The sequence below is a fragment of the Phytoactinopolyspora mesophila genome (assembly GCF_010122465.1).
Lineage (GTDB): Bacteria > Actinomycetota > Actinomycetes > Jiangellales > Jiangellaceae > Phytoactinopolyspora > Phytoactinopolyspora mesophila.
Genome location: NZ_WLZY01000008.1, coordinates 26,143 through 48,964, shown reverse-complemented (window position 1 = coordinate 48,964; position 22,822 = coordinate 26,143). Strand labels below are relative to the sequence as shown.

Here is a 22,822-nt window from a genome sequence, read left to right as displayed (position 1 = left end):
TCGTGGCGGGCGGGATCAGGAACGGGAGATGCCGGTCAGGTCGAACGGCTCGCCGACGCGGTTCTCCGGCAGGCCGGCCACGTCCGCGGCCGCGACCACGAGGTTCGGCTGCAGGAACAGCCAGTCGGCGGCCGCGTCCTCGGCGAGGAGCCGGGCGGCTTCCCGCATTGCCTCGACCTGTTCGTCCTCGGTGCCGGCGTCGGCCTCGGCGAGCAGATCCTGGAACTCCCCGCTGTCGTAGCGGAAGTAGTAGTCCGGGTCGGCGAAGATGCCGATGTCACGCGGCTCGACATGCGCGACGATCGACATGTCGTAGTCGGCGTTGGTGAACACCTCGTCCAGCCAGCGGGCCGGGAACTCCAGGGGCTCGATCTCGGCGGTGATACCGACCTCGGCCAGCTGTGAGGCCACGACCTGCGCCGAAGCCACCGCGTAGGGCAGGTTGGCGATCCGGAAATCCAGGGTGAGGTTCTCGGCGTCGGCGTCGGCCAGCAGGTCGCGAGCGCGCTCGGGGTCGTACGGGTACAGATCCGTGAGGTCCTCGTACCAGGGGTCGGTCGGCGGGACGTGGCTGCCGATCAGATAGCCACGTCCGGCCCAGGCGGTCTCCAGCAGGGCATCGTGGTCGATGGCGTGTTTGACGGCCTGCCGGACCCGGACATCGGACATCGGGCCGGACTCGTTGTTGAACGAGAGGGTGACCTGGCCGTTGGTGGTGCCTTCGATGACCTGGAAACGCTCGTCGCCTTCGAACTGGCCGAGCGCCTCCGGCGCCTGGACGGTGCCGATGACGTCGATGTCGCCGGTCAGCAGGGCATTGTTCGCCGCGGTGGGGTCGGCGAAATACCGCAGTGTGACGGCCTCGATGGCCGGCGTTTCACCCCAGTAGTCGTCGTTGGCCGCCAGCGCGATCGAGTCACCGCGGTTCCACTCGTCGACCACGTACGGCCCGGTGCCGACCGGTTCGTTGGCGAGGTCGTCGACCCCGGTGGGGGTGAACATCGCGCCGATCCGGGTGGTCATGCTGAACAGCCACCGGTTGCTGGGTTCGGACAGTTCGACGCGGACGTCAGTCGGCGACAGGACCTCCACCGACTCCACGACGTCCATGCCGGACTTCAGCGAGACCGTCCAGTCGTCGGACTGCACCCGTTCGATGCTGAACTTGACGTCGTCGGCGGTGAACTCTTCGCCGTTGCTGAAGGTCACGCCCTCGCGCAGGGCGAAGTCGTAGGTGGTGCGGTCCTCGCTGACCTCCCAGGACTCGGCCAGCAGTGGCACGATCTCGCCGGTGTCCTGGTCGAGCTTGACCAGCCCTTCGTAGACGTTGACCAGCAGCGCCTCGGGGATGGCGGCGCCATCGGTGGTGGTGAAGTCGAGGTTGGCCGGCTCGGCGGTGAATCCGACCGTCAGCGCGGTGGGCTCACCTGCGGGTGTGTCTTCGCCGGTTCCCTCACCGGACTGGCCGGTGTCGTCGGTGCTGTCGGCAGCGTCGTCTCCACTGCCGGCGCCGCATCCGGCCAGCAGAAGGACACCGGCGGCTGCCGCCGCGGTGGTGTAGCGCAGAGATCGTCTCATCAAGTATTCCTCTCGCGATTCAGCGCGGAACGGACGGCTGCGGCCAGCCCGTCGGTGGTGCCGGTGCCGCCCAGATCAGGGGTGTGGTTGGAGGAGTCCAGTAGAGCGACGGCGATGGCGTTGCGGATCGAGTCGCCCGCTGCGGGCAGGCCCACATGGTCGAACATCATGGCGCCGGAGAGCATGCAGGCGGTCGGATTGGCGATGCCCTGACCTGCGATGTCCGGAGCGGAGCCGTGAATCGGCTCGAACAGCCCGGGAGTGGTGGCCGGACTGACGTTGGCGCTGGGCGCCATCCCCATTCCGCCTGCCAGGACGGCCGCCAGATCAGCCAGGATGTCTCCGAACAGATTGCTGCACAGCAACACGTCCAGCTCGGCCGGGCGCTGGATCATCTGGGCCGCCATCGCGTCGACGAGCACCGGCTGGCACTCCACAGCTGGGAACTCGGCGGCGACTTCCGCGACGATCTCGTCCCAGAGGGTATAGCCGTGGCGCATGGCGTTGGATTTCGTGACCAGAGCGACCTGGCCCCGCCTGCGGCCGGCCTGTTCGAAGGCGTACCGGGCCGCTCGCTCGATCGCCGGCCGGGAATGCACGGCTACTTCGATGCCCAGCTCGGCCTCTCTGCCGCGATGAGTCCGGCCGCCGACGCCGGTGTACTCACCTTCGGTGTTCTCCCGGACGATGAGCAGGTCGGTCCCCGGTGCCGAGGTGACCACGGACGGCACGTTCTCCCAGCTGCGTACCGGGCGGAGGTTGACGGCCAGATCGAGCTGCTGGCGCAGTGCGATGATCAGACCCCAGACCAGTTCGTGATCGGGGACGTCGGGCCGGCCGACGGCGCCGAACAGGACGGCGTCGTGGCTGCGGACCAGCTCGGCGGCGTCGTCGGGCATCGGAGCGCCGGTGCGGAGGTGCCGCTCACCGCCCCAGTCGACCTCGAGCACATCGAGCCCGGCGCCGTGCATGAGCGCAGCGTCCTGAATGACGGGTAGCGTGGCCGCCACCACTTCAGGACCAACACCGTCGCCGGGGATGGACACGAGACGGATCTGCATCGGGAGGGCCTCGCTCACTGGTCGGACCAGTACTCTAAGTATGGGTAGGTACGGTGACACGGCTGGCACCGGCTGTCAAGGTGTGGGGATCCGAGGAGAGCGGAGCATGGGATGGCAGACGAGGTGACGTTCGAGCGGGTCCGTCCGGTACGCGCGTATGAGCGTGTCGTGGAGCAGATCGAGGAACACGTGCTACGCGGCCAGCTGAAGCCGGGCGACCGGTTGCCGAGCGAGCGCACGCTCATGGAACAGTTCGGCGTCAGCCGGTCGACGATCAGGGAGGCGCTGCGGGTCCTGGAGAGCAACGGTTTGGTCCGTTCCCGGCACGGCGACCCGGGGGGCCCGGAGATTCTTCCTTTCTCGCCCACCACGCTGCACAAGTCGGTGACCCGGCTGGTCCGCACCGACCAGGTGGGACTGGGGGAGCTGGTTCAGTTCCGGATGCTGCTCGACGGCTCGGCGAACCTGCTCGCGGCGAAACTCGCCACGGATGCCGAGATCGCCGAGATGGACATCGCGTTGGCTCGGATGGAGAGCACCATCGGTGATGGTTATGTCCAGTTCAGTCAGGCCGATCTCGAGTTCCACGACGCGGTGGCGCGCGCGAGCCGGAGCACGCTGATCCAGGTCTGCAGTGACGTGGTCCGCGGTGTGGTCTTGAGTCTGATCACGCAGAAGATAGCGGACAGCCCGGATCAGCAGGCACTGATGCGTAAGTCGCTGAGTCACCATGCGGAGGTCCTGGAGGCCGTACGTGACCGGGACGGCGAGCGCGCCGCCAGGCTCGCCCGGCAGGCACTCTACGCCTACTACGCCGAATACGTCTCCGACGCGGAGCAGCCGCTGCTCGAGGCCCTGCTCGAGGACGACGCCCCGCCTCCACCCTCGTTTGCCACCTGAACGCCTGTGGTGATCGTCAGTACGCTGCGGTCGCTTTAGGGTGATCGTCAGTACGTTGTGGTTGCGGGTTCGCAGCCACAACGTACTGACGATCACCGGGGAGGGGGACGGCACCCTGTGCACCCGGGAGGAGGAACCTGTGCTGATCCGGATGGTGGAACGCCGCGTCCGAGTTTGCTGTGGCAGTGCATGATCGGGCCACGTAGGGGTCGGGCTACCCCGTAGCCGAGTCGCTCGTGTCGACACGCTGCAGAGCCGAGACTGGAGGCCGAATTGTTCGCCAAGGTGCTGGTTGCCAATCGCGGTGAGATCGCCGTGCGGGCGTTCCGCGCGTCATACGAGTTGGGCGCGCGCACCGTCGCGGTCTTCCCACACGAGGACCGCGACTCCGTTCACCGGTTGAAGGCCGACGAAGCCTACTTGATCGGGGAACCAGGGCGGCCGGTCCGGGCGTACCTCGACGTGGATGAGGTCATCCGGGTGGCCACCGCCTGCGGCGCCGACGCCATCTACCCCGGATACGGGTTCCTGTCGGAGAATCCGGAGCTGGCGCGGGCCTGCGAGGCCGCCGGCATCACCTTCGTCGGGCCGCCGCCGGAGGTGCTTGAACTCGCGGGCAACAAGGTCCGGGCCGTCGGCGCCGCGCGCGAGGCCGGTGTGCCCGTCCTACGTTCCACAGCCCCGTCGGCCGACGTGGATGAGCTGGTGGCCGCGGCCGCCGACGTCGGTTTCCCGATCTTCGTCAAAGCGGTAGCGGGTGGCGGCGGGCGGGGCATGCGCCGGGTGGATGATCCGGCCGAGCTGGCCGACGCCCTTGCGGCCGCTATGCGAGAGGCCGAGGCGGCGTTCGGTGACCCGACGGTCTTCTGCGAGCAAGCCGTTCTCCGGCCGCGCCACATCGAGGTGCAGGTTCTCGCCGATGCGACCGGTGACACCATCCACCTCTTCGAGCGCGACTGCTCGGTGCAGCGCCGCCACCAGAAGGTCATCGAGATCGCTCCGGCGCCCAACCTCGACGACGCCATTCGCCAGCGGCTGCATGCCGACGCGCTGGCATTTGCGCGTTCCATCGGCTACGTCAACGCCGGCACCGTCGAGTTCCTCGTCGACACCGCCGGGGACCGGGCCGGCGAACACGTCTTCATCGAGATGAATCCGCGCATCCAGGTCGAGCACACCGTGACCGAGGAGGTCACCGACGTCGATCTCGTTCAGTCACAGCTGCGGATCGCGGCCGGGGAGACACTACGCGACCTGGGCCTGGCGCAGGAGAGGATCCACTGCAACGGCACGGCCATGCAGACCCGGATCACCACCGAAGACCCCGCCAACGGTTTCCGCCCTGACACCGGCCGGATCACCGCGTACCGTTCTCCTGGCGGTGCGGGTGTCCGGCTCGACGGCGGCACCGCTCACGCGAATGCCGAGATCAGCGCCCACTTCGATTCGATGCTGGTCAAACTCAGCTGCCGGGGCGCGGATCTGGAGACGGCGGTGCGGCGAGCCCGGCGCGCGCTGGCCGAGTTCCGGATCCGGGGTGTGTCCACCAACATCCCGTTCCTGCAGGCCGTGCTGGACGAAGATGACTTCATGGCCGGGCGGGTGACCACCGCGTTCATCGAGGAGCGCCCGCACCTGCTGCAGGCCCGCACCAGCGCCGACCGTGGCACGCGGCTGCTGCAATGGCTGGCGGACGTCACCGTCAACCGGCCGCATGGCGAGGCGCCGGTGACGGTTCGCCCGAGCGACAAACTGCCGGAAGTCGACACCTCCACGGTTGCGCCGGACGGTACCCGCCAACGGCTGCGTGAGATCGGGCCGGAGGCGTTCGCCAGAGAGCTACGGGAGCAAACAGCCGTCGCCGTGACCGATACGACCTTCCGCGACGCGCATCAGTCGCTGCTGGCCACGCGGGTGCGCACCAAGGACCTGCTGATCGCCGCGCCTTACGTCGCGCACCGGTTGTCCGGGCTGTGGAGCCTCGAAGCCTGGGGTGGCGCCACGTACGACGTCGCGCTGCGCTTCCTCGGCGAAGACCCCTGGGAGCGGCTGGCCGCGCTGCGGGAGGCGGTGCCCAATGTCGCCCTGCAAATGCTGCTGCGCGGCCGGAACACGGTCGGTTACACGCCCTACCCGGAGCAAGTGACCAGAGCTTTCGTGGACGAGGCGGTGGTCACCGGTATCGATGTCTTCCGGATCTTCGACGCGCTCAACGACGTCGAGCAGATGCGGCCCGCCATCGATGCTGTCCGGGAGACGGGTACGGCCGTCGCGGAGGTGGCGCTGTGCTACACCGGAGACCTGTCCGATCCGTCCGAACAGCTCTACACCCTCGACTACTACCTGAACCTGGCTGAGCGGATCGCCGAGGCGGGCGCACACATCCTCGCGATCAAGGACATGGCCGGCCTGCTCCGCCCGCCTGCCGCGCGGCGCCTGGTCACAGCATTGCGGGAGCGTTTCGACCTTCCGGTCCACCTGCATACCCACGACACCGCGGGAGGCCAGCTGGCCACCCTGACCAGCGCTGTCGAGGCCGGCGTGGATGCCGTGGACGCCGCCTGCGCGTCCATGGCCGGAACCACCAGTCAGCCTCCGATGTCCGCGCTGATCGCGGCACTGAAGCACACTGAAGAGGAAACCGGCCTCGATCTGCTCGCCGCCCAGGAGTACGAGCCGTACTGGGAGGCCGTACGCCGCATGTACGCGCCGTTCGAGTCCGGGGTGCCCGGCCCCACAGGACGCATCTATCACCATGAGATCCCCGGTGGTCAGCTGAGCAACCTGCGCCAGCAGGCCATCGCGCTGGGTCTTGGGGAGAAGTTCGAGCAGATCGAGGACATGTACGCCGCCGCCGACCGGATTCTGGGCCGGTTGGTCAAGGTGACTCCGTCGAGCAAAGTCGTGGGTGATCTGGCGCTGCATCTGGTCGCCCTGGACGCTGATCCGGACGAATTCGCCGCCGACCCCGGGCGGTTCGACATTCCCGACTCGGTGATCGGCTTCCTTGGCGGTGAGCTCGGGACTCCGCCGGGCGGATGGCCGGAGCCGCTGCGCACCCGGGCGCTGGAAGGGCGCAGCGTCGTGTCCAAGGCAGCGGATGTCGGCGGCGACGATCTTAAAACACTGCGTGAACCGGGACGCGAGCGACAGGAGACGCTCAACCGGCTGCTCTTCGCCGGCCCGGCGGCGCAATTCGGGGAGGTCCGCCAGACCTACGGCGACGTCTCGGTGCTCGACACCATCGACTACTTGTACGGGCTCCGGGCCGGCACGGAGTCGGTCGTCGACCTCGGTAAGGGCGTGCGGCTGATCGCCCGCCTCGAAGCTGTTGGCGATGCCGACGAACGCGGCATCCGCACGGTCATGTGCACCCTGAACGGCCAGCTGCGTCCGGTGTGGGTGCGCGACCAGTCGATCGCCGCTGCCGTCCCCGAGACGGAGAAGGCCGACCCCGCCAAGGCCGGCCATGTTCCGGTGCCCTTCGCCGGAGTCGTGACCGCATCCGTGGCCGAGGGCGACGTCGTCGAGGCCGGGCAGACGATCGCGACCATCGAGGCGATGAAGCTCGAAGCCTCGATCACCGCACCGGTGGGCGGAACGGTAGCCCGGCTCGTCGTTCCCGGCCCGCGCCGGGTGGAGGCAGGAGACCTGATCGCGGTCATCGAACGCTGATTCGGACCGCGCTTCGCGGGTTGGTGCCTCACCCGACGACGCCAGGTTTGGCGCGGCGGCGCTTCGTCTGGGTCAGCGCGGCTCCGGCCAGGATGATCACCGCGCCGACGGGCGTCGACCAGCGCAGTGTCTCGCCGAGAACGACGACGCCTGCCGCCGTTGCGATCACCGGAATGAAGTAGGTGACCATTTGGGCCGTCGTCGGCCCCACCTCTGCGACGATGCCGAACTGGATCAGGAACGCGATGCCGGTGCCGAGAGCTCCCAGGGCGACGACGGCCAGCAGCGGAACAACGGGGAACGACGACGGCACGGATGTGAAAGCGACGGTCACGACCGTGAGCTGAACCGTGCCGAGCAGCAGTTGCGACCCCGCGATCGACACGTTCGACTCGGGGCATCCGGCCAGGTGGCGGCGGACGTAGATCCAGCCGATCGGGTAGCTCAGGGATGCGGCCAGGGCCAGCGCGGTGCCCGTTGGGTCGGTACCGGAGAAGCCCTGCCATGCCCCGAGGACGGTGAGCACGCCGATGAAACCGAGCCCGAGCCCCGCGACACGGCGCCGGGTGGGGCGGTCCTCGGACAAGGCGACGAGCGACAGCGCCATCCCCCACAGCGGGGAGGTCGCATTGCAGATGCCTGACACCGCGGACGGGATCATCGTCCCGGCGTACGCGAAGAGCGTGAACGGCAGTGCGTTGAGGAAGAATGCCGAGACCATCAGGTGCGCCCACGTGCGCCGTGATCGAGGCAGCCGGTCGCCTCTGATGAGCAGCACGGCCGCGAGGATCGCGGTGCCGAACACCATCCGCCCGAATGTGACCTGAAGTGGCGCGTAACCGTCCGTGCCGACCTTGATGAACAGGAAGCTGAATCCCCAGATGAGGGAAAGGAGGACGAAGCGGATGCGCCAGTCGAGGACGATCCGGCGCCGGCTGTTGGAGTTCGAGCGGCCGTACGGTTCCGTTCGCGTCGAGAGCGGGGCGGTGGTGGATGGTTCGAGCCGTCTGCCGACGGTGTCAGGGCGCTGGGTGGGTGGGGAAGCCCGCATATGGTCCACGATGCGGGTGCACAACGTCGTAGCACAAGCGAGAATTCACGGAGTCTATTGTTTAGGATTGCTTATGTGTTGAATCTCGAGCACTTGCGTACCCTGAGCGCGCTCGCCCGGCATGGTTCCGTCACCCGCGCGGCTTCCGGTTTGCACATCACCACCTCGGCGGTCTCGCAGCAGCTGGCCAGGTTGGAGCGCGACGTCGGGCAGCCGCTGCTGGCCAAGAGTGGACGCGGGGTACGTCTCACAGACGCCGGCCGGTTGCTGGCCGAACGCGCCGTCGACATCATCGCGTCGGTGGAGCGAGCCCAATCCGAGCTGGAGGCGCGCCGAGGGCTGGCCGTGGGTGAGCTTGACGTCGCTGCGTTCCCCACGGCGGCACGTGGGCTGATGCCGGATGCTCTAGTGGAGCTGGGCGAGCGGCACCCGCAGTTGCGGACCCGGCTGCAGGAGCTCGAACCGCATGAGATCGTGCCTCGTGTGGTCCGCGGCGATCTCGATCTCGCCGTTGTCAACGACTGGGAGAGCCAGCGGCTTGTCCTGCCCGAGGGTCTGTCGCGGCAGATTCTGCTCGAGGACCCCACCGACCTAGCCATGCCCGCGGCTCATCCGCTGGCCCAGCAGCCCGAGGTGAAACTCGAGGACTTCGCCGACGACGAGTGGGTGGTCTGGCCCGAAGGCGAGTACTGCCACGAATGGCTGATGCTGACATTGCGTGAGGCCGGGATCGAGCCGAAGGTAATGCACGTGGCCGGTGAACACCACACCCAGCTCGCGCTGGTCGCGGCCGGGCAGGGTATCTGCGTGACCCCTCGGCTGGGCCGGGGCCCGGTGCCGGCGGGGGTCCGGGTGGCCCCGGTGCACGCCACGATGCAACGGAACATCTTCGCCATCTGGCGGGCGGACTCCGATCGCCGGCCGTCGATCCAAGCTGGCCTGGACGCACTCCGAGTGGCGGCGGACCGTGCGACGGAGCGTTGACGCCCACTTCAATACCGCCAGATGGCGTTCAGGCCGGATTCCGCCTCCCAGTCCGACCTGACGGTATTGAAGTCGGCGTCATTTGATCCAGTTGAAGGTGAGTTCCACCGCGCGCTTCCAGTTGGTGAACTCTGCCTCCCGGTGCCCGGCGTCCATTTGTGGATTCCAGCGGGCTGCTAGATGCCAGTTGCGCCGTAACCCTTCGAGATCCGGCCAGTAGCCCACCGCGAGCCCGGCCGCATAGGCCGCGCCCAGCGAGACCGTTTCGGCCACCATCGGGCGCATCACCGGAATGTCGAGGACATCGGCGATGAGCTGCATCAACAGGTGGTCGGCGGTCATGCCCCCGTCGACCTTCAGGGTTGTCGAACGCAACCCGGAGTCGGCGTTCATCGCATCGACCACCTCCCTGGTCTGCCACGCCGTGGACTCCAGGACTGCGCGGGCCAAGTGGCCCTTGGTGATGTACGACGTCAGGCCGGCGATGACGCCACGGGCTTCACTACGCCAATGCGGTGCGAACAAGCCCGAGAACGCCGGCACGATGTAGCAGCCGCCGTTGTCTTCGACGGTCCGCGCGAGAGTCTCGATCTCCGGTGCACTGTTGATCAGGCCCAGGCTGTCCCGGAACCATTGCACCAGGGAGCCGGTGACCGCGATCGATCCTTCCAGCGCATAGACCACACGCTCACCGGCCACCTGATAGCCGATGGTGGTGAGCAAGCCGTGGGTGGAGCGCACGAGTGTGGTGCCGGTATTCATCAGCAGGAAGCTGCCCGTGCCGTAGGTGCACTTGGTCTCGCCCCGCGAGAAACAGGTCTGACCGAACAAGGCAGCGTGCTGGTCGCCGAGCGCGGCGGCGATCTTGATGCCGGGGACGACGCGACGGGTCTTGCCGTAGATCTGCGTGGACGGCCGGATCTCGGGCAGCATTTGCCGCGGCACGTCGAAGAAGGCCAGGAGGTCGTCGTCCCAGGAGAGCGTGGCCAGGTTCATCAGGAGTGTGCGGCTGGCGTTCGTGACGTCGGTGACATGGACGCCGCCGTCGGTGCCACCGGTGAGGTTCCAGATCAGCCAGGTTTCCATGGTTCCGAACAGCACATCGCCGCGTTCGGCCCGCTCTCGCAGCCGGGGAATGGTATCGAGCATCCACCGGATACGGGGTGCGCTGAAATAGGTTGCCAGCGGCAAGCCGCACCGCTCACGGATCTTCTCCGCTCCCGGCTTATGTGCGAGTTCACGCACCAATTCCTCGGTGCGAATGTCCTGCCACACGATCGCGTGCCCCACGGGTGCGCCGGTGTGACGGTCCCAGATGACAGAGGTCTCACGCTGGTTGGCGATTCCGAGCGCGACGACGTCGGTTCCTGAGATCCCTGCTTCGCTCAGCGCCCGCGGCACGATCCGGTCGACGTTGCGCCAGATCTCCACCGCATCCTGCTCGACCCATCCGGGTTTGGGAAAGTACTGGTGGTGTTCCCGTTGTGACACGGCGGCCAGCCGGCCACGTTGATCGAAGAGGATACAGCGGGTGGATGTGGTCCCTTGGTCGATGGACATGACATAGCGTTGGGCCATCTTCAGCGATCCTCGGTCGGGCTTAACCTGCGGTCATGAGATCACGGGACACCGCACGTGCGGCGTCTTGAACGTCACGGACGAGCGCGGGTTTAGGGGTCAACGTCGCGCCGCACAACCGGTCCACCGGCCCGGAGATACCGATCGCGGCTACTACGAGGCCGCCAGGCGCCCGGATCGGAGCGGCGATGCTCGCTTCGCCGGGCATACATTCTTCCGTTTCGTTCGCCCAGCCGGTGCGGCGGACATCGGCCAGTATGCGGGCGAGCGCGGCGGGCCGGACGATGGTCCGCCGGGTGAGTGAGGTGAGCGTGCCGCGCTGGATCACCGAGGCGAGCTCGGCGTCGTAAGCGAGGAGGACCTTGCCCAGGGCGGTGGCGTGCAGCGGCAGCATCGCGCCGACGTCCAGGGTCTGAGGTGTGTCGTCCGGGCGGAACACGTGGTGGACGACGAGAACGCTGCTCTCGAGCGGAGTGCCGATCCGGACGGCTTCGCCGCTGCGGGCCGCCAGGGTGTCCGCCCAGTTGATCGATCGTGAGCGCAGTTCGTTGGCGTCCAGGTAGCTGGTGCCGAGATGGAGAAGCGCCGCGCCGAGGCGGTACTGGCCGGTACTCTGGTCCTGTTCGACGAATCCCACGCCGTGTAAGGTGCGGAGAATGCCGTGGGCCGTGCCCTTGGGCAGGTCCAGCGACGCCGCGATCTCGCCGAGGCCCAGCCGGCCGGAGCCACGGGCCAGCAGCCGCAGCACGGCCGCCGCTCGTTCGATCGCCTGAATCGGACCCGGCATGTGCTGGAAACTATCCCATCGCGTGCGGATTCGACAATGTCGAATGGCCACGGGTGTGTCCGTACGCGGCTTGACGGCCGTGAGCCACGATGGACCAACCGCAGGTTCGCGGCATACTCGCCGACCGACTGTCGGTCTCGTTCGACAATGCCGACCGCCGAGTGTTGTGGCGGCCCAGCCGACTGCGTAGTTTCTGCGACATCCACGCGCGGATATCCGGCACGACATTCAACGGCGAATGGAGTAGAAGTGGATCTCGGCTCGGTTTTTGTGAGTGAGGTGCTGGGCACCGGCATGTTGATCTTGCTCGGTGCTGGCGTTGTCGCGAATGTGCTGCTGGCCAAGTCGAAGGGGTTCGACGGCGGCTGGCTGTTGATCAACTTCGGGTGGGGCCTCGCGGTTATGGCGGGTGTGTTCGTCGCCTTCAAGTCGGGGGGTCACATCAACCCCGCCGTCACCTTCGGCATCTGGGCCAGCGGCGCCGACGAGTACGCGCCCGGTGTCGACATCACTATCGGTTCGACGATGACGTATGTGGCCGGGCAGTTCCTCGGTGCGTTCCTCGGCGCATGCGTCGCCTACGTCGCGTACAAGAAACACTTCGACGCGGAGGCCGACGAAGGCAAGAAGCTCGCGGTCTTTTCCACCGGCCCGGCGATCCGCAGCTACGGCTGGAACTTCGCCACCGAGGTCATCGGCACTTTCGTGCTGGTGATCGTGGTGCTGTCGCTCGCCAGCACGCCACACGAGCTCGGCCCGGTGGCCGTGGCGTTGCTCGTCGTCGGAATCGGCGCCTCACTGGGTGGGCCGACTGGGTACGCCATCAACCCCGCCCGTGACCTCGGCCCCCGGATCGCTCATGCGGTCCTTGTCGCCGGACGCAGAATAACCACGGCCTCGCCGGTGAGCGTGGGACCGGGAACCGAGGGCATCGCCGATCCGCCCCGCCCGGCTGGGCGTAGGAGCTCCAGCGACTGGTCGTATGCCTGGGTACCGGTGGCCGGCCCGATAGTGGGCGGCGTTCTTGCCGGGCTGCTCTCACAGGTTGTCTTCTGACCCTTCTCCGATCCTGAACCCGTCCCCGATTCCAGAACCACCTTCGTCGAATGGAGCATCATGTCCCAGTACGTCCTCGCTGTCGATCAGGGAACGACGAGCACCCGCGCCATCATCTTCGACCGTGCCGGCACGATCGTCTCCGTCGGTCAGAAGGAGCATGAGCAGATCTTTCCGCGGGCCGGCTGGGTCGAGCACAACCCGGCGGAGATCACCGTGAACACCCGCGACGTGATCGGTCAGGCGCTGGCCAAAGCCAACCTCAACATCGGCGACCTCGCGGCCGTCGGCATCACGAATCAGCGCGAGACCGTCGTGGTGTGGGACCGGCACACGGGTGAGCCGGTCTACAACGCGATTGTCTGGCAGGACACCCGGACGCAGCCGATCGTCGAACGGCTCGGCGCTCTCGGCGGAGGAGCCGAGCGGTACAAGGCCAAGGTCGGATTGCCGCTGGCCACCTACTTCTCCGGACCGAAAGTCACCTGGATCCTCGAGAACGTCGAGGGCGCCCGGGAGAAGGCCGAGAACGGTGATCTGCTGTTCGGCAACATGGATACCTGGACGTTGTGGAACCTCACCGGCGGAGTGAACGGCGGCGTGCACATCACCGACGTCACCAACGCGTCTCGGACCATGCTGATGGACCTGGACACGCTGGCCTGGGACGAGGAGATTGCCGCGGAGATGCGGATTCCGCTGTCCATGTTGCCGGAGATCCGCTCGTCGTCGGAGGTCTACGGCGCGGGTGGTCCCGGAGGTGTGCTGAAGGGGGTGCCGATCGCGGGAATCCTGGGTGACCAGCAGGCCGCCACCTTCGGCCAGATCTGCTACGAGATCGGAACGGCCAAGAACACCTACGGCACCGGCAACTTCATGCTGCTCAACACCGGTGAAGAGAAGGTCGCCAGCGAAAACGGGCTGCTGACCACCGTGTGCTACAAACTCGGCGACGCGGCGCCGATCTATGCGCTGGAAGGCTCGATCGCCATCACCGGCGCCCTGGTGCAGTGGTTGCGGGACAATCTCGGGATCATCGGCTCCGCACCTGAGATCGAGCAGTTGGCCGCCACCGTGGACGACAACGGCGGTGCCTACTTCGTTCCCGCGTTCTCCGGCCTGTTCGCGCCCTACTGGCGGGCGGACGCTCGTGGTGCCCTGGTCGGGCTGACCAGGTTCGTCGACAAGGGCCACCTGGCGCGAGCGGTGCTGGAGGCGACCGCCTTCCAGACCCGGGAAGTGCTCGACGCGATGAACGCCGACTCCGGAGTCGATCTGACCGAGCTCAAGGTAGACGGCGGCATGGTCCAGAACGAACTGCTCATGCAGTTCCAGGCGGACATTCTCGACGTGCCGGTGGTCCGCCCCCAGGTGGCGGAGACGACGGCGCTCGGCGCCGCGTACGCGGCCGGACTCGCCGTCGGCTACTGGGACGGGCTCGACGACCTGCGGGTCAACTGGGCGGAGGACAAGCGGTGGGAGCCCAAGCTCGACGCGGGTGAGCGGGAACGTACCTACCGCACGTGGAAGAAGGCCGTCACCAAGACCTTCGACTGGGTGGACGACGACGTCGAGTAGCCCGCCGTCACACCCGCCATCCCCGCCCCCACCCGGGATCACCGGCACGGGGGACCAGCCACCGAACGCCTGGAGGACCTGCTCGTGCATTCTCGTTTGGATCCGTCTTACCGGGAAGCGGCCCTGCGCACGTTGACCGAGACCGAGTTCGACGTGCTGGTCATCGGTGGTGGTGTGGTGGGCGCGGGCGCCGCCCTGGACGCGGCGTCGCGGGGTCTCTCGGTAGCGCTCGTCGAAGCTCGGGACTGGGCGGCCGGAACCTCCAGCCGGTCGAGCAAGCTCATCCATGGCGGGCTGCGTTACCTCGAGCAACGCGACTTCTCGCTGGTACGTGAGGCGCTCCGGGAGCGCCGCCTGCTCCTGCACCGGCTGGCGCCGCACCTCGTGCGGCCGGTCCCGTTCCTCTATCCGCTTCGCCGACGCGGCTGGGAGCGCGCATACGTCGGCGCCGGCGTGCTGTTGTACGACACCCTCGGGGGTGCCCGGGCGCTGCCGCGGCACCGGCACCTCTCCCGGCGCCGGGCGCTGCGCCTCGCGCCGTCGTTGAAGCCGGAGGCGCTGACCGGGGCGATCCGGTACTACGACGCGCAGGTCGACGACGCGCGGCACACGATGATGCTCGCTCGCACCGCCGCCCAGCACGGGGCCACCGTGCTCACCCGCGTCGCGGCGACCGAGCTGAGACGTGACGGCAACCGGGTCACCGGCGCGTGGGTGCGTGACGACCAGAGCGGCGACCAGTTCGAAGTGCGGGCCCGCAGGGTGATCGCCGCGACCGGTGTCTGGGCCGACGAGATCCATGCCCTGGCCGCCACTCCGCGCCCGTTCCGCGTGCGCATGTCCAAGGGTGTGCATCTGCTCGTGCCCCGGGACCGCATCCGATTGGCCACGGGGCTGATCACCCGCACGGAAAAGAGCGTGCTGTTCGTCATTCCTTGGGGTGAGCATTGGATCGTCGGAACGACGGACACGCCGTGGGATCACGACCGCGCCCAGCCCACGGCCAGCCGGGCCGACGTCGACTATCTGCTCGATCATGTCAACGCTGTCCTGCGTGACCCGCTGACCGTCGCCGATGTGACCGGGGTGTATGCGGGCCTGCGCCCGCTGCTCGCCGGAGAGTCGGACCAGACCGCTCAGCTCTCCCGGGAGCATGCGGTCGCCGAACCGGCCCCGGGTTTGTTCGTGATTGCCGGTGGCAAGTACACGACGTACCGGGTCATGGCCGCCGACGTGGTCGACGCCGCGGCTCCGGGTCTGGGACGCGTCGTCGCGCCGTCGTTGACCGATCGGCTGCCCATCCTCGGCGCGGTGGGTTACCACGAGTTGTGGGAGGACCGGCTGAGTGTGGCCCACCGGGCGAATCTCACGGGAGCGGAGCTCGAGCGCCTGCTCGGCCGTTACGGATCGGCGGTGACGGATCTGCTGGACATGATCGGGAACGACGCCGCGATGGCCGCGCCGATTCCCGGTGGCGCCGGATATCTATGCGTCGAAGCGGTCTACGCCGTCACCCATGAAGGCGCGCAGCATCTCGACGACGTGCTCAGCCGGCGCACCCGGATGGCATTCGAGACTCCCGACGGCGGGGTGAGTGCTGCCCCCGCCGTCGCGGACCTCATCGCGGCGCATCTCGGCTGGGACCGGACCACCGTCGCGGACGAGGTAGCGCGGTACCAGGCTCAGGTAGACGCGGAGCAGGCGGCCCGGCAAGCGGGCGCCGGTGCGCTCGACTCGGCGATCGCCCGTGACCAGAATCTACAAGCCAGCTCCAGATAGGCCATGGGAAAATACCTGCGGTCCTCTTAGTGTGATCTCCAGATTCTCTATGCGGGGGAGAAGTCGAGAGGAGACGCCGATGAGCGCACCGAGCCTGACCGGCCGTGAACCGGTCGCTTCCGCCGGGACCTTGCATGCGCGGGAGGTGACGCTGCAGAACGCTCACCTCGGGGAGCTACGCCGTACCGACCCGGCTGCCGGTGTGACCGAGATGCTGCGCAGGCTCGGCGACGACGGATACCTGTACCTGCCCGAGTTCCACCATCCGGACGAGGTTCGTGCGGTACGGGCCGATGTCGCCACCCGCTTCGCAGCCGAGGGCCTGCTCGATTCCGGGGCGCTGCCCGAGCGGCTGATGCCGACCGAGGCGTTGACCGGTCCCCGGGTACGCGCCGACCTGGCCCGGGCAAGCGCACCGCTGACCGAACTGCTCTACGGTGGCCGCACGGCGGCGTTGCACGAGGCCCTGCTGGGTGAGCCGATCGTGCATTTCGAGTACACCTGGCTCCGGGTGGTGCCGCCCGGGCTGGGAACCGCCCCGCACGGGGACGGGGTGTTCATGAACCGGGGTTCTCAGCGGCTGCGCACCACCTGGACTCCGCTGTCGGACGCGGGCTTCGAGGTCGGAGGGCTGATCATTCTCGAAGGAAGCCACCAGCTGCCGGAGATCACCGAAGACTACGGCCGCCGCGACGTGGACGCCTACTGCGAGAACAAGGGCGAGACCCCAGGCTCATGGGACGGTTCCCTGTCACACGATCCCGCCGCGTTGCGGGAGAAGCTCGGCGGCCGCTGGCTCACCGCCGACTTCCGGGCTGGTGACATCATCGTCTTCGGCATGTTCACGGTGCACGGCAGCCTCGACAACACATCCGACCAGGTCCGGATGTCCACCGACTCGCGTTATCAGCCGGCGAGCGAGCCGGCCGACGAGCGCTGGATCGGCCCCGAACCCATCGCCCACGGTCCCGACGCGAAACGAGCCTTCATCTGCTGAACGACGTCTCCGACCAGTCCCTCACGGGCGTCCGAGTGGTCCGTGGGGCAGGCGACGACGCCTCGCTCGGCCGGGTTCTGTACGCCGGGGCGATCGCCGACGGTGCCGGCCTGGGCGGCTCCAGGATCTTGGACGTGTACGCGCTGGTTTATCTGGTCAGCGGCAGCGGCCGGTACCGGGACGAGAACGGTGCTGAGCACCGGCTCGGCGCCGGCAGCGTCGTCGTCGTATTTCCCGGCCTCGAACATGACTACGGCCCGGGGCCGGGGGAGAGCTGGACGGAGCGGTACATCCTGTTCGACGGCGCCCTGCCTCGGCTGCTCGAAGAACGCGGGATTCTCGACCGTTCCCGCCCGGTGGGCAATCTATCCCCGGTAGAGGCATGGTTGCCGCTGGTAGCCGGGGTGACCGACCCTGTGCCGGGCGGTGCGCGCTGCGCGCTGATCGAATGGTCGCGGCTGCAGGTGTTGCTCGCCGCCGTGCATGCCGGTGCGGGCGAGAAGACGACGGAGTCTTCGTCGTGGTTCGAAGAGGCATGCCTGTTGTTGGCTCACGAGCCGGCGCTGCATTTGACCGGGGTCGCGGCGGCGGTGGGGCTGCCCTACGAGCGGTTCCGCAAACGATTCGCCGAGATAGCGGGCGAATCACCAGGCCGCTGGCGCAACCGGCGCCGGATGGACGAGGCGGCAAGGATGCTCCAGCAGGGCGGCTGGACCATCCGCGCGATCGCGCGAGAACTCGGCTTCTACGACGAGTACGCCTTCTCGCGCCGGTTCAAGGAAGTGTTCGGCGTTCCGCCGTCACGGTTCCGGGCCGACCTCCCCAAAGTCCGGTCCCATCCCCGTCCATCCGAATGATCATGTTTGGTGGGTTCTCTCGTGCGTCACCATGCCTGCAGCCATGGTGACGCACGAGAGAACCCACCAAACATGATCATTTAGGGCTCTGGTGACCTATCCGTGGGTGAGTTCATGGGAGGCCGCTGCAGGCGCGTTGTTCCCCCGGGGGCTTTCGGCGGGGTCCAGCTGTGGTGTGCCCTGTTCGCGGGGTGGTTGCCGCTGGTTGTGAAGATCGTCGTGTGAACCACGACGGGTCGGCGGGGAGGTATTCGGGGTCGTGGAGATCGTCGTGCCAGCCAATGCCGCCATGCGCCGTTAGAACTCACACGAGTAGGCACACACCGGTCGTGAAGCTCGTCGTGTGAACCACGACCGGCCGCCGGGGCGGTATGCGGGGTCGTGAAGATCGTCGTGCCAGCCAATGCCGCTATACGCCGTTAGAACTCACACGAGTAGGCACACACCGGTCGTGAAGCTCGTCGTGTGAACCACGACCGGCCGCCGGCGCCCGGCCCGCTGGCCGCCCGAGCAGCCCAGCGGCCCTGGCGGTTCGAGCAGGCACGCCACCCATACCCAAAGGGCTCGGACATGTGCCACAACACCCGACCCAGCCACGGACACGACCGAAGCGCCACATTTAGGAAGCGGGGGTGGCGACGCCGCGCAGGTTGAGCTCCTCGGCGAAATGACATGCGGTGGTAGTGCCGTCGCCGACGTCGCGCAGCGGCGGCTGTTCCTCGGCGCAAATCGGCTGGGCATACCGGCAGCGGGGGTGGAAGTAGCAGCCGCTGGGTGGGTCGGACGGGTCGGCGACGTCTCCGGAGAGCACGATCCGCTCGCGCCGGTCGCGCAGCAACGGGTCCGGCTTGGGCACCGCGGACAGCAACGCCTCGGTGTACGGATGCCGCGGCCGGGTGAAAAGCGCGGCAGTGTCGGCCATCTCGACCATCTTGCCGACGTACATGACCGCTACCCGGTCGCAGAGATACTCCACGACAGACAGGTCGTGCGAGATGAACAGGTAGGTCAGGTGGTGCTCGGCCTGCAGATCCTGCAGCAGGTTCAGGATCTGCGCCCGTACCGAGACATCGAGTGCGGACACCGCTTCGTCGGCCACCACCAGCCTGGGGTCCAGGCTCAGCGCGCGGGCGATCCCGACTCGCTGCCGCTCACCACCGGAGAACGCGTGCGGGTAGCGGCTGCGGTATTCCGGGCGCAGTCCCACGTCGCGCAGCAGCGCGGCCACTCGGTCCTCGAGTTCGCTGCCGGATGCGACACCATGGGCTTTCAGCGGTTCACCGATGATGTCTTGCAGTGTCATCCTCGGGTTGAGCGAAGACTGCGGATCCTGGAAGACCATCCGGATCTCGCGACGGTACGGCTTGAGCGCGTTTCCGTGCACCGCCGCGATGTCAGCCGGCTCAGATCCGTCGCGGTGGTACAGGATCTGCCCGCCGGTGGGGTCGTGTGAGCGCACGATGCAGCGGCCGGTGGACGTCTTGCCACATCCGGATTCGCCGACGAGCCCGAGCGTCTCACCTTCGCGGATGGAGAAGTCAAGCCCGTCCACCGCGCGTATGTGCCCGATGGTGCGGCGCAGGAAGCCGTGCCGGATCGGGAAGTGCAGCTGGAGGTCTTTGACGTCGAGCAGGACACGTTTCCGCTGGGCATCACCGGCCACGCTCATCGCACCTCTCCGTTTCCGGGAACCACATCGTCCGCGCCGCCGTGCAGTAGACAGCGCACCTGACGGTCGTCGGCGAGATCGATCGGTGGTGGGACGACCCGGTCGCACGAGCCGGGCATGTAGTCGTCGCACCGGTTGTGGAAGGGGCACCCGTCGGGCCGGTTGTACGGGTCGGGCACCATGCCGCGGATCGTGTCCAGCCTGGCCCGGGTGCCACCGCCCACCTTCGGGATTGCCCGCAGCAAGGCGCGGGTGTACGGATGCTGCGGATCGTGGAAGACCGAGACGACGTCGCCGCGTTCCACCGCGAGACCCAGATACATGACGACGACGTCGTCGGCGAGCTCGGCCACCACACCCAGGTCATGAGTGATGAACATGATCGCCATGCCATAGTCGTCCTGCAGCTCACGCATCAGCTCCAGGATCTGCGCCTGGGTGGTGACATCCAGCGCCGTCGTCGGTTCGTCCGCGATGAGCAGTGTGGGGTTGCAGACCAGCGCCATGGCGATCATGGCCCGCTGCCGTAGTCCGCCGCTCAGTTGGAACGGGTACGAGTCGAAGCGCTGCTTCGGCTTCGGCACGCCGACTTTCTGCAGGACGTCGACGGCGCGGTCCTTGGCCGCCTGCTTGGATACGTTCTCGTGCAGGTGGACCGCCTCGACGATCTGGTTGCCGATGGTGTGCACCGGGCTCAGCGAGGACATCGGCTCCTGGAAGATCATGGCGATGTCCCGGCCGCGGATCGACCGGATGTCGGCACCTTTCGGGTTCATTGTCGCGAGATCGACCACCTCCTCCTGCCCTCCGGGCCCGCGCCCGGGTTTGCGGAACAACAGCTGACCACCGACGACGCGGCCCGGCCGGTCGACGATCTGCAGGATCGACCGGGCGGTGACACTCTTGCCGCACCCGCTCTCGCCCACGACGCACAGCGTCTTGCCCCGGCGGACGTCGAAGCTGGCGCCGTCGACCGCCTTGACCAGGCCCTGGTCAAGGGCGAAATGTGTCTTCAGGTTCCGCACGGACAGCAGCGTGTCGTGCGCGAGCTCGGCATCGGCCGGAGCCTGGGCGGTGCGGGTCACCATGGCCGGATCACCAATCATCTCTTGTTGTACGGGTCGGCGGCGTCGCGCAGTCCGTCGCCGACGAAGTTCAACGCCAGGACGGTCGAGACCACGGCGAACGCGGGCACGATCAGTACCCACGGCGTTTGCGCGATGGACGGGATGTTCTGCGCCTCGCGGAGCAGGACGCCCCAGCTGACCGTGGGTTCGCGCAAGCCGAGCCCCAGGAAGCTGAGCGCGGTTTCGGCAAGAATCATCGCGGGGATGGCGAGGGTGACCGCCGCGATGATGTGACTGGTGAACGACGGCAGCATGTGCCGGAAGATGATCCGCGGCTTGCTGACGCCGTCGAGGGCGGCCGCCGTCACGAAGTCCTCCTCGCGCAGTGAGAAGAACCGCCCGCGGACGACGCGAGCCAGGGTGGTCCAGCCGACGATCGACAAGATCACCGTGATACCGAAGTAGATCTGCACTTGTGACCACGACCTCGGTAGCGCGGCCGTCAGCGCCATCCACAGCGGGATTTCCGGGATCGAACGCAGGAACTCGATGACTCGCTGGATCACGGAGTCGATGACGCCGCCGAAGTATCCGGAGATGCCACCCAGGATGATGCCCAGCACCAGCGCCAGGACGACGCCGATCAGTCCGATCGACATGGATATCCGGGTGCCGTACAGGGCCCGGCTCAGCACGTCGCGGCCCATCCGGTCAGCGCCGAGCAGGTACATCGGCGCCTCCGGATCCACCGGGCCGAACAGGTGGATGTCGGTGCTGACCAGGCCGAACAGTTTGTATTCGTGGCCACGGACGAAGAAGCGGATCGGATAGATCTCGGTCTCGTCGGTGCTGAATGTGCGCCGCCACGTGTCCTCGTCGACTTCGTAGTCGAAACCCTTCACGTGCGGATTGAACCGGGTGCCGTCGCCGGTGTCTTCGAATAGATGCACCCGCTGTGGCGGCGCGTGCTGGTAGTCGGCGTTGTGGGCCGACGGGCTGAACGGTGCCAGGAACTCGGCGAAGGCCACCACGAGGTAGACCAGCAGGAGGAAGATCGCTCCACCCATGGCCAGCTTGTGCTTGCGGAACCGTAGCCACATCAGGCGCCACTGCGATGCTGTGTACAGGTTCTTCCGGCGCGGCTCGGGGTCCGGCGCGCTCGGCGGGCTCGTGGGTTCGGCAGATGTTTCCACGTGTGTCATCGGCTGCCCACCTTTTCGTACTGGATGCGTGGGTCCAACCAGGCCAGGAGAATGTCGGACAGCAAAGTGCCGATCAGGGTCAGCACGCCGAGCATGAGGATGAAGCTGCCCGCCAAGTACATGTCCTGGCTCTGTAGTGACCGTAAGAGCAGCGGTCCGGTGGTCGGCAGGTTGAGCACGACCGAGACGATGATCTCGCCGGAGATCAAAGTCGGCAACGTCCAGCCGACCGTGCTGATGAATGGGTTGAGCGCCAGCCGCACCGGGTACTTCGCGATCAGCCGCCACTCCTGCATGCCCTTGGCCCGCGCCGTCGTCGTGTAGGGGCGGTGCAGTTCGTCGAGCAGGTTCGCGCGCATGATCCGGATGGTGCTTGCGGCCCCGGCGGTGGCGATGATGAACACAGGGATCCACAGGTGCTGGAACAGATCCCAGACCCGTCCGATGCTCCACGGCGCGTCCTCGTACTCCGGTGAGAACAGGCCGCCGACGCTTTGCCCGAAATACCGGAATGAGATGTACATCAGGACCAGCGCCAGCAGGAAGTTCGGCGTGGCCAGTCCGATGAACCCGACGAAGGTCCAGAAGTAGTCGCCGACCGAGTACTGCCGGACGGCCGAGTAGGTGCCGATCAGGAACGCGACGAACCAGGTGACCAGCGTGGACACCACGGCCAGCAGCATCGTGAGGGTCAGGCGGTCCCAGATCAGGCTGGAGACCGGGCGGTTCCACTCGAAAGACTGGCCGAAGTCGCCACAGCAGACGATGTTGGAGATCCATCGCCAGTACTGCACGTGGAACGGCTGATCCAGCCCGTAGCGTGCCTCCAGCGCTGCCAGCTGCTCGCGCGCGACGACCGCGTCCTGCGCGCTCATGCCCGCGGCGTACGTGCTCAGGAAGTCACCCGGCGGCAGTTGGATGATGAAAAACGACGCTACTGAGATCAGGAACAGCGTCGGAAGCATCACCAGCAACCGCCGGGCGATGTATTTGAGCATCTACC

The 22,822-nt window shown here is 67.3% G+C and carries 17 protein-coding genes; 8 read left to right on the top strand and 9 right to left on the bottom strand.

Features of this window, described 5'->3' with window-relative positions:
* Window positions 1-15: 15 nt before the first annotated feature.
* Together F7O44_RS21095 and F7O44_RS21090 are read right to left on the bottom strand one after the other, a co-directional pair.
* Complete coding sequence (locus F7O44_RS21095; RefSeq protein ID WP_162452279.1) at window positions 16-1,578, bottom strand: ABC transporter substrate-binding protein; 1,563 nt, start codon at window positions 1,576-1,578, stop codon at window positions 16-18.
* Window positions 1,578-2,657 (bottom strand): isocitrate/isopropylmalate dehydrogenase family protein, encoded by a 1,080-nt coding sequence (locus tag F7O44_RS21090; protein ID WP_222851565.1) that lies wholly within the window; start codon window positions 2,655-2,657, stop codon window positions 1,578-1,580. The genes F7O44_RS21095 and F7O44_RS21090 overlap by 1 nt, the downstream gene beginning before the upstream one ends.
* A gap of 93 nt (window positions 2,658-2,750) precedes the next feature.
* Here F7O44_RS21090 and F7O44_RS21085 point away from each other — a divergent pair, with 93 nt between their 5' ends.
* Together F7O44_RS21085 and F7O44_RS21080 are read left to right on the top strand one after the other, a co-directional pair.
* Window positions 2,751-3,539: a FadR/GntR family transcriptional regulator gene (locus F7O44_RS21085; protein ID WP_174255965.1), complete on the top strand. Its 789-nt coding sequence runs from the start codon at window positions 2,751-2,753 to the stop codon at window positions 3,537-3,539.
* Window positions 3,540-3,812: 273 nt separating this feature from the next.
* On the top strand, window positions 3,813-7,214 hold the full coding sequence (locus F7O44_RS21080) for a pyruvate carboxylase (protein ID WP_162452278.1): 3,402 nt from the start codon (window positions 3,813-3,815) through the stop codon (window positions 7,212-7,214).
* A gap of 28 nt (window positions 7,215-7,242) precedes the next feature.
* On the opposite strand, the gene F7O44_RS21075 is transcribed toward F7O44_RS21080, so the two are convergent.
* Complete coding sequence (locus F7O44_RS21075; RefSeq protein ID WP_162452277.1) at window positions 7,243-8,265, bottom strand: DMT family transporter; 1,023 nt, start codon at window positions 8,263-8,265, stop codon at window positions 7,243-7,245.
* Window positions 8,266-8,340: 75 nt separating this feature from the next.
* Here F7O44_RS21075 and F7O44_RS21070 point away from each other — a divergent pair, with 75 nt between their 5' ends.
* The gene (locus F7O44_RS21070; protein WP_162452276.1) at window positions 8,341-9,249 is read left to right on the top strand and encodes a LysR substrate-binding domain-containing protein; all 909 of its coding nucleotides are present in this window, start codon (window positions 8,341-8,343) and stop codon (window positions 9,247-9,249) included.
* A gap of 78 nt (window positions 9,250-9,327) precedes the next feature.
* Here the strand turns inward: F7O44_RS21070 and glpK (F7O44_RS21065) are convergent, their stop codons facing one another.
* Together glpK (F7O44_RS21065) and F7O44_RS21060 are read right to left on the bottom strand one after the other, a co-directional pair.
* Window positions 9,328-10,827 carry a glycerol kinase GlpK gene (gene glpK, locus F7O44_RS21065; RefSeq protein ID WP_162452275.1) on the bottom strand — a complete coding sequence of 500 codons (1,500 nt, stop codon included), beginning with the start codon at window positions 10,825-10,827 and terminating at the stop codon, window positions 9,328-9,330.
* A gap of 22 nt (window positions 10,828-10,849) precedes the next feature.
* Window positions 10,850-11,614, bottom strand: a complete 765-nt coding sequence (locus F7O44_RS21060; protein WP_162452274.1) for an IclR family transcriptional regulator — start codon at window positions 11,612-11,614, stop codon at window positions 10,850-10,852.
* Window positions 11,615-11,908: 294 nt separating this feature from the next.
* Between F7O44_RS21060 and F7O44_RS21055 the strand changes: the two genes are divergently transcribed.
* The 5 genes from F7O44_RS21055 (at window position 11,909) to F7O44_RS21035 (ending at window position 17,881) form a co-directional block, all read left to right on the top strand.
* Window positions 11,909-12,670 carry an MIP/aquaporin family protein gene (locus F7O44_RS21055; protein ID WP_246221318.1) on the top strand — a complete coding sequence of 254 codons (762 nt, stop codon included), beginning with the start codon at window positions 11,909-11,911 and terminating at the stop codon, window positions 12,668-12,670.
* Window positions 12,671-12,730: 60 nt separating this feature from the next.
* Window positions 12,731-14,248 (top strand): glycerol kinase GlpK, encoded by a 1,518-nt coding sequence (glpK, locus tag F7O44_RS21050; protein WP_162452272.1) that lies wholly within the window; start codon window positions 12,731-12,733, stop codon window positions 14,246-14,248.
* A gap of 84 nt (window positions 14,249-14,332) precedes the next feature.
* Window positions 14,333-16,027 (top strand): FAD-dependent oxidoreductase, encoded by a 1,695-nt coding sequence (locus F7O44_RS21045; protein ID WP_162452271.1) that lies wholly within the window; start codon window positions 14,333-14,335, stop codon window positions 16,025-16,027.
* Window positions 16,028-16,106: 79 nt separating this feature from the next.
* Window positions 16,107-17,024: a phytanoyl-CoA dioxygenase family protein gene (locus tag F7O44_RS21040; RefSeq protein WP_162452270.1), complete on the top strand. Its 918-nt coding sequence runs from the start codon at window positions 16,107-16,109 to the stop codon at window positions 17,022-17,024.
* 35 nt (window positions 17,025-17,059) lie between these two features.
* Window positions 17,060-17,881 (top strand): helix-turn-helix transcriptional regulator, encoded by an 822-nt coding sequence (locus F7O44_RS21035; RefSeq protein WP_162452269.1) that lies wholly within the window; start codon window positions 17,060-17,062, stop codon window positions 17,879-17,881.
* 619 nt (window positions 17,882-18,500) lie between these two features.
* Here F7O44_RS21035 and F7O44_RS21030 read toward each other — a convergent pair.
* From F7O44_RS21030 to F7O44_RS21015, 4 genes are read right to left on the bottom strand one after another with little or no spacing between them, the layout of a single operon-like run.
* On the bottom strand, window positions 18,501-19,550 hold the full coding sequence (locus F7O44_RS21030) for an ABC transporter ATP-binding protein (RefSeq protein ID WP_162452268.1): 1,050 nt from the start codon (window positions 19,548-19,550) through the stop codon (window positions 18,501-18,503).
* Window positions 19,547-20,638: an ABC transporter ATP-binding protein gene (locus F7O44_RS21025; RefSeq protein WP_162452267.1), complete on the bottom strand. Its 1,092-nt coding sequence runs from the start codon at window positions 20,636-20,638 to the stop codon at window positions 19,547-19,549. The genes F7O44_RS21030 and F7O44_RS21025 overlap by 4 nt, the downstream gene beginning before the upstream one ends.
* 14 nt (window positions 20,639-20,652) lie before the next feature.
* A complete protein-coding gene (locus F7O44_RS21020; RefSeq protein WP_162452266.1) occupies window positions 20,653-21,819 on the bottom strand; it encodes an ABC transporter permease in 1,167 nt (388 codons plus the stop codon).
* Window positions 21,816-22,817 carry an ABC transporter permease gene (locus F7O44_RS21015; RefSeq protein ID WP_162452265.1) on the bottom strand — a complete coding sequence of 334 codons (1,002 nt, stop codon included), beginning with the start codon at window positions 22,815-22,817 and terminating at the stop codon, window positions 21,816-21,818. The genes F7O44_RS21020 and F7O44_RS21015 overlap by 4 nt, the downstream gene beginning before the upstream one ends.
* Window positions 22,818-22,822: the final 5 nt, after the last annotated feature.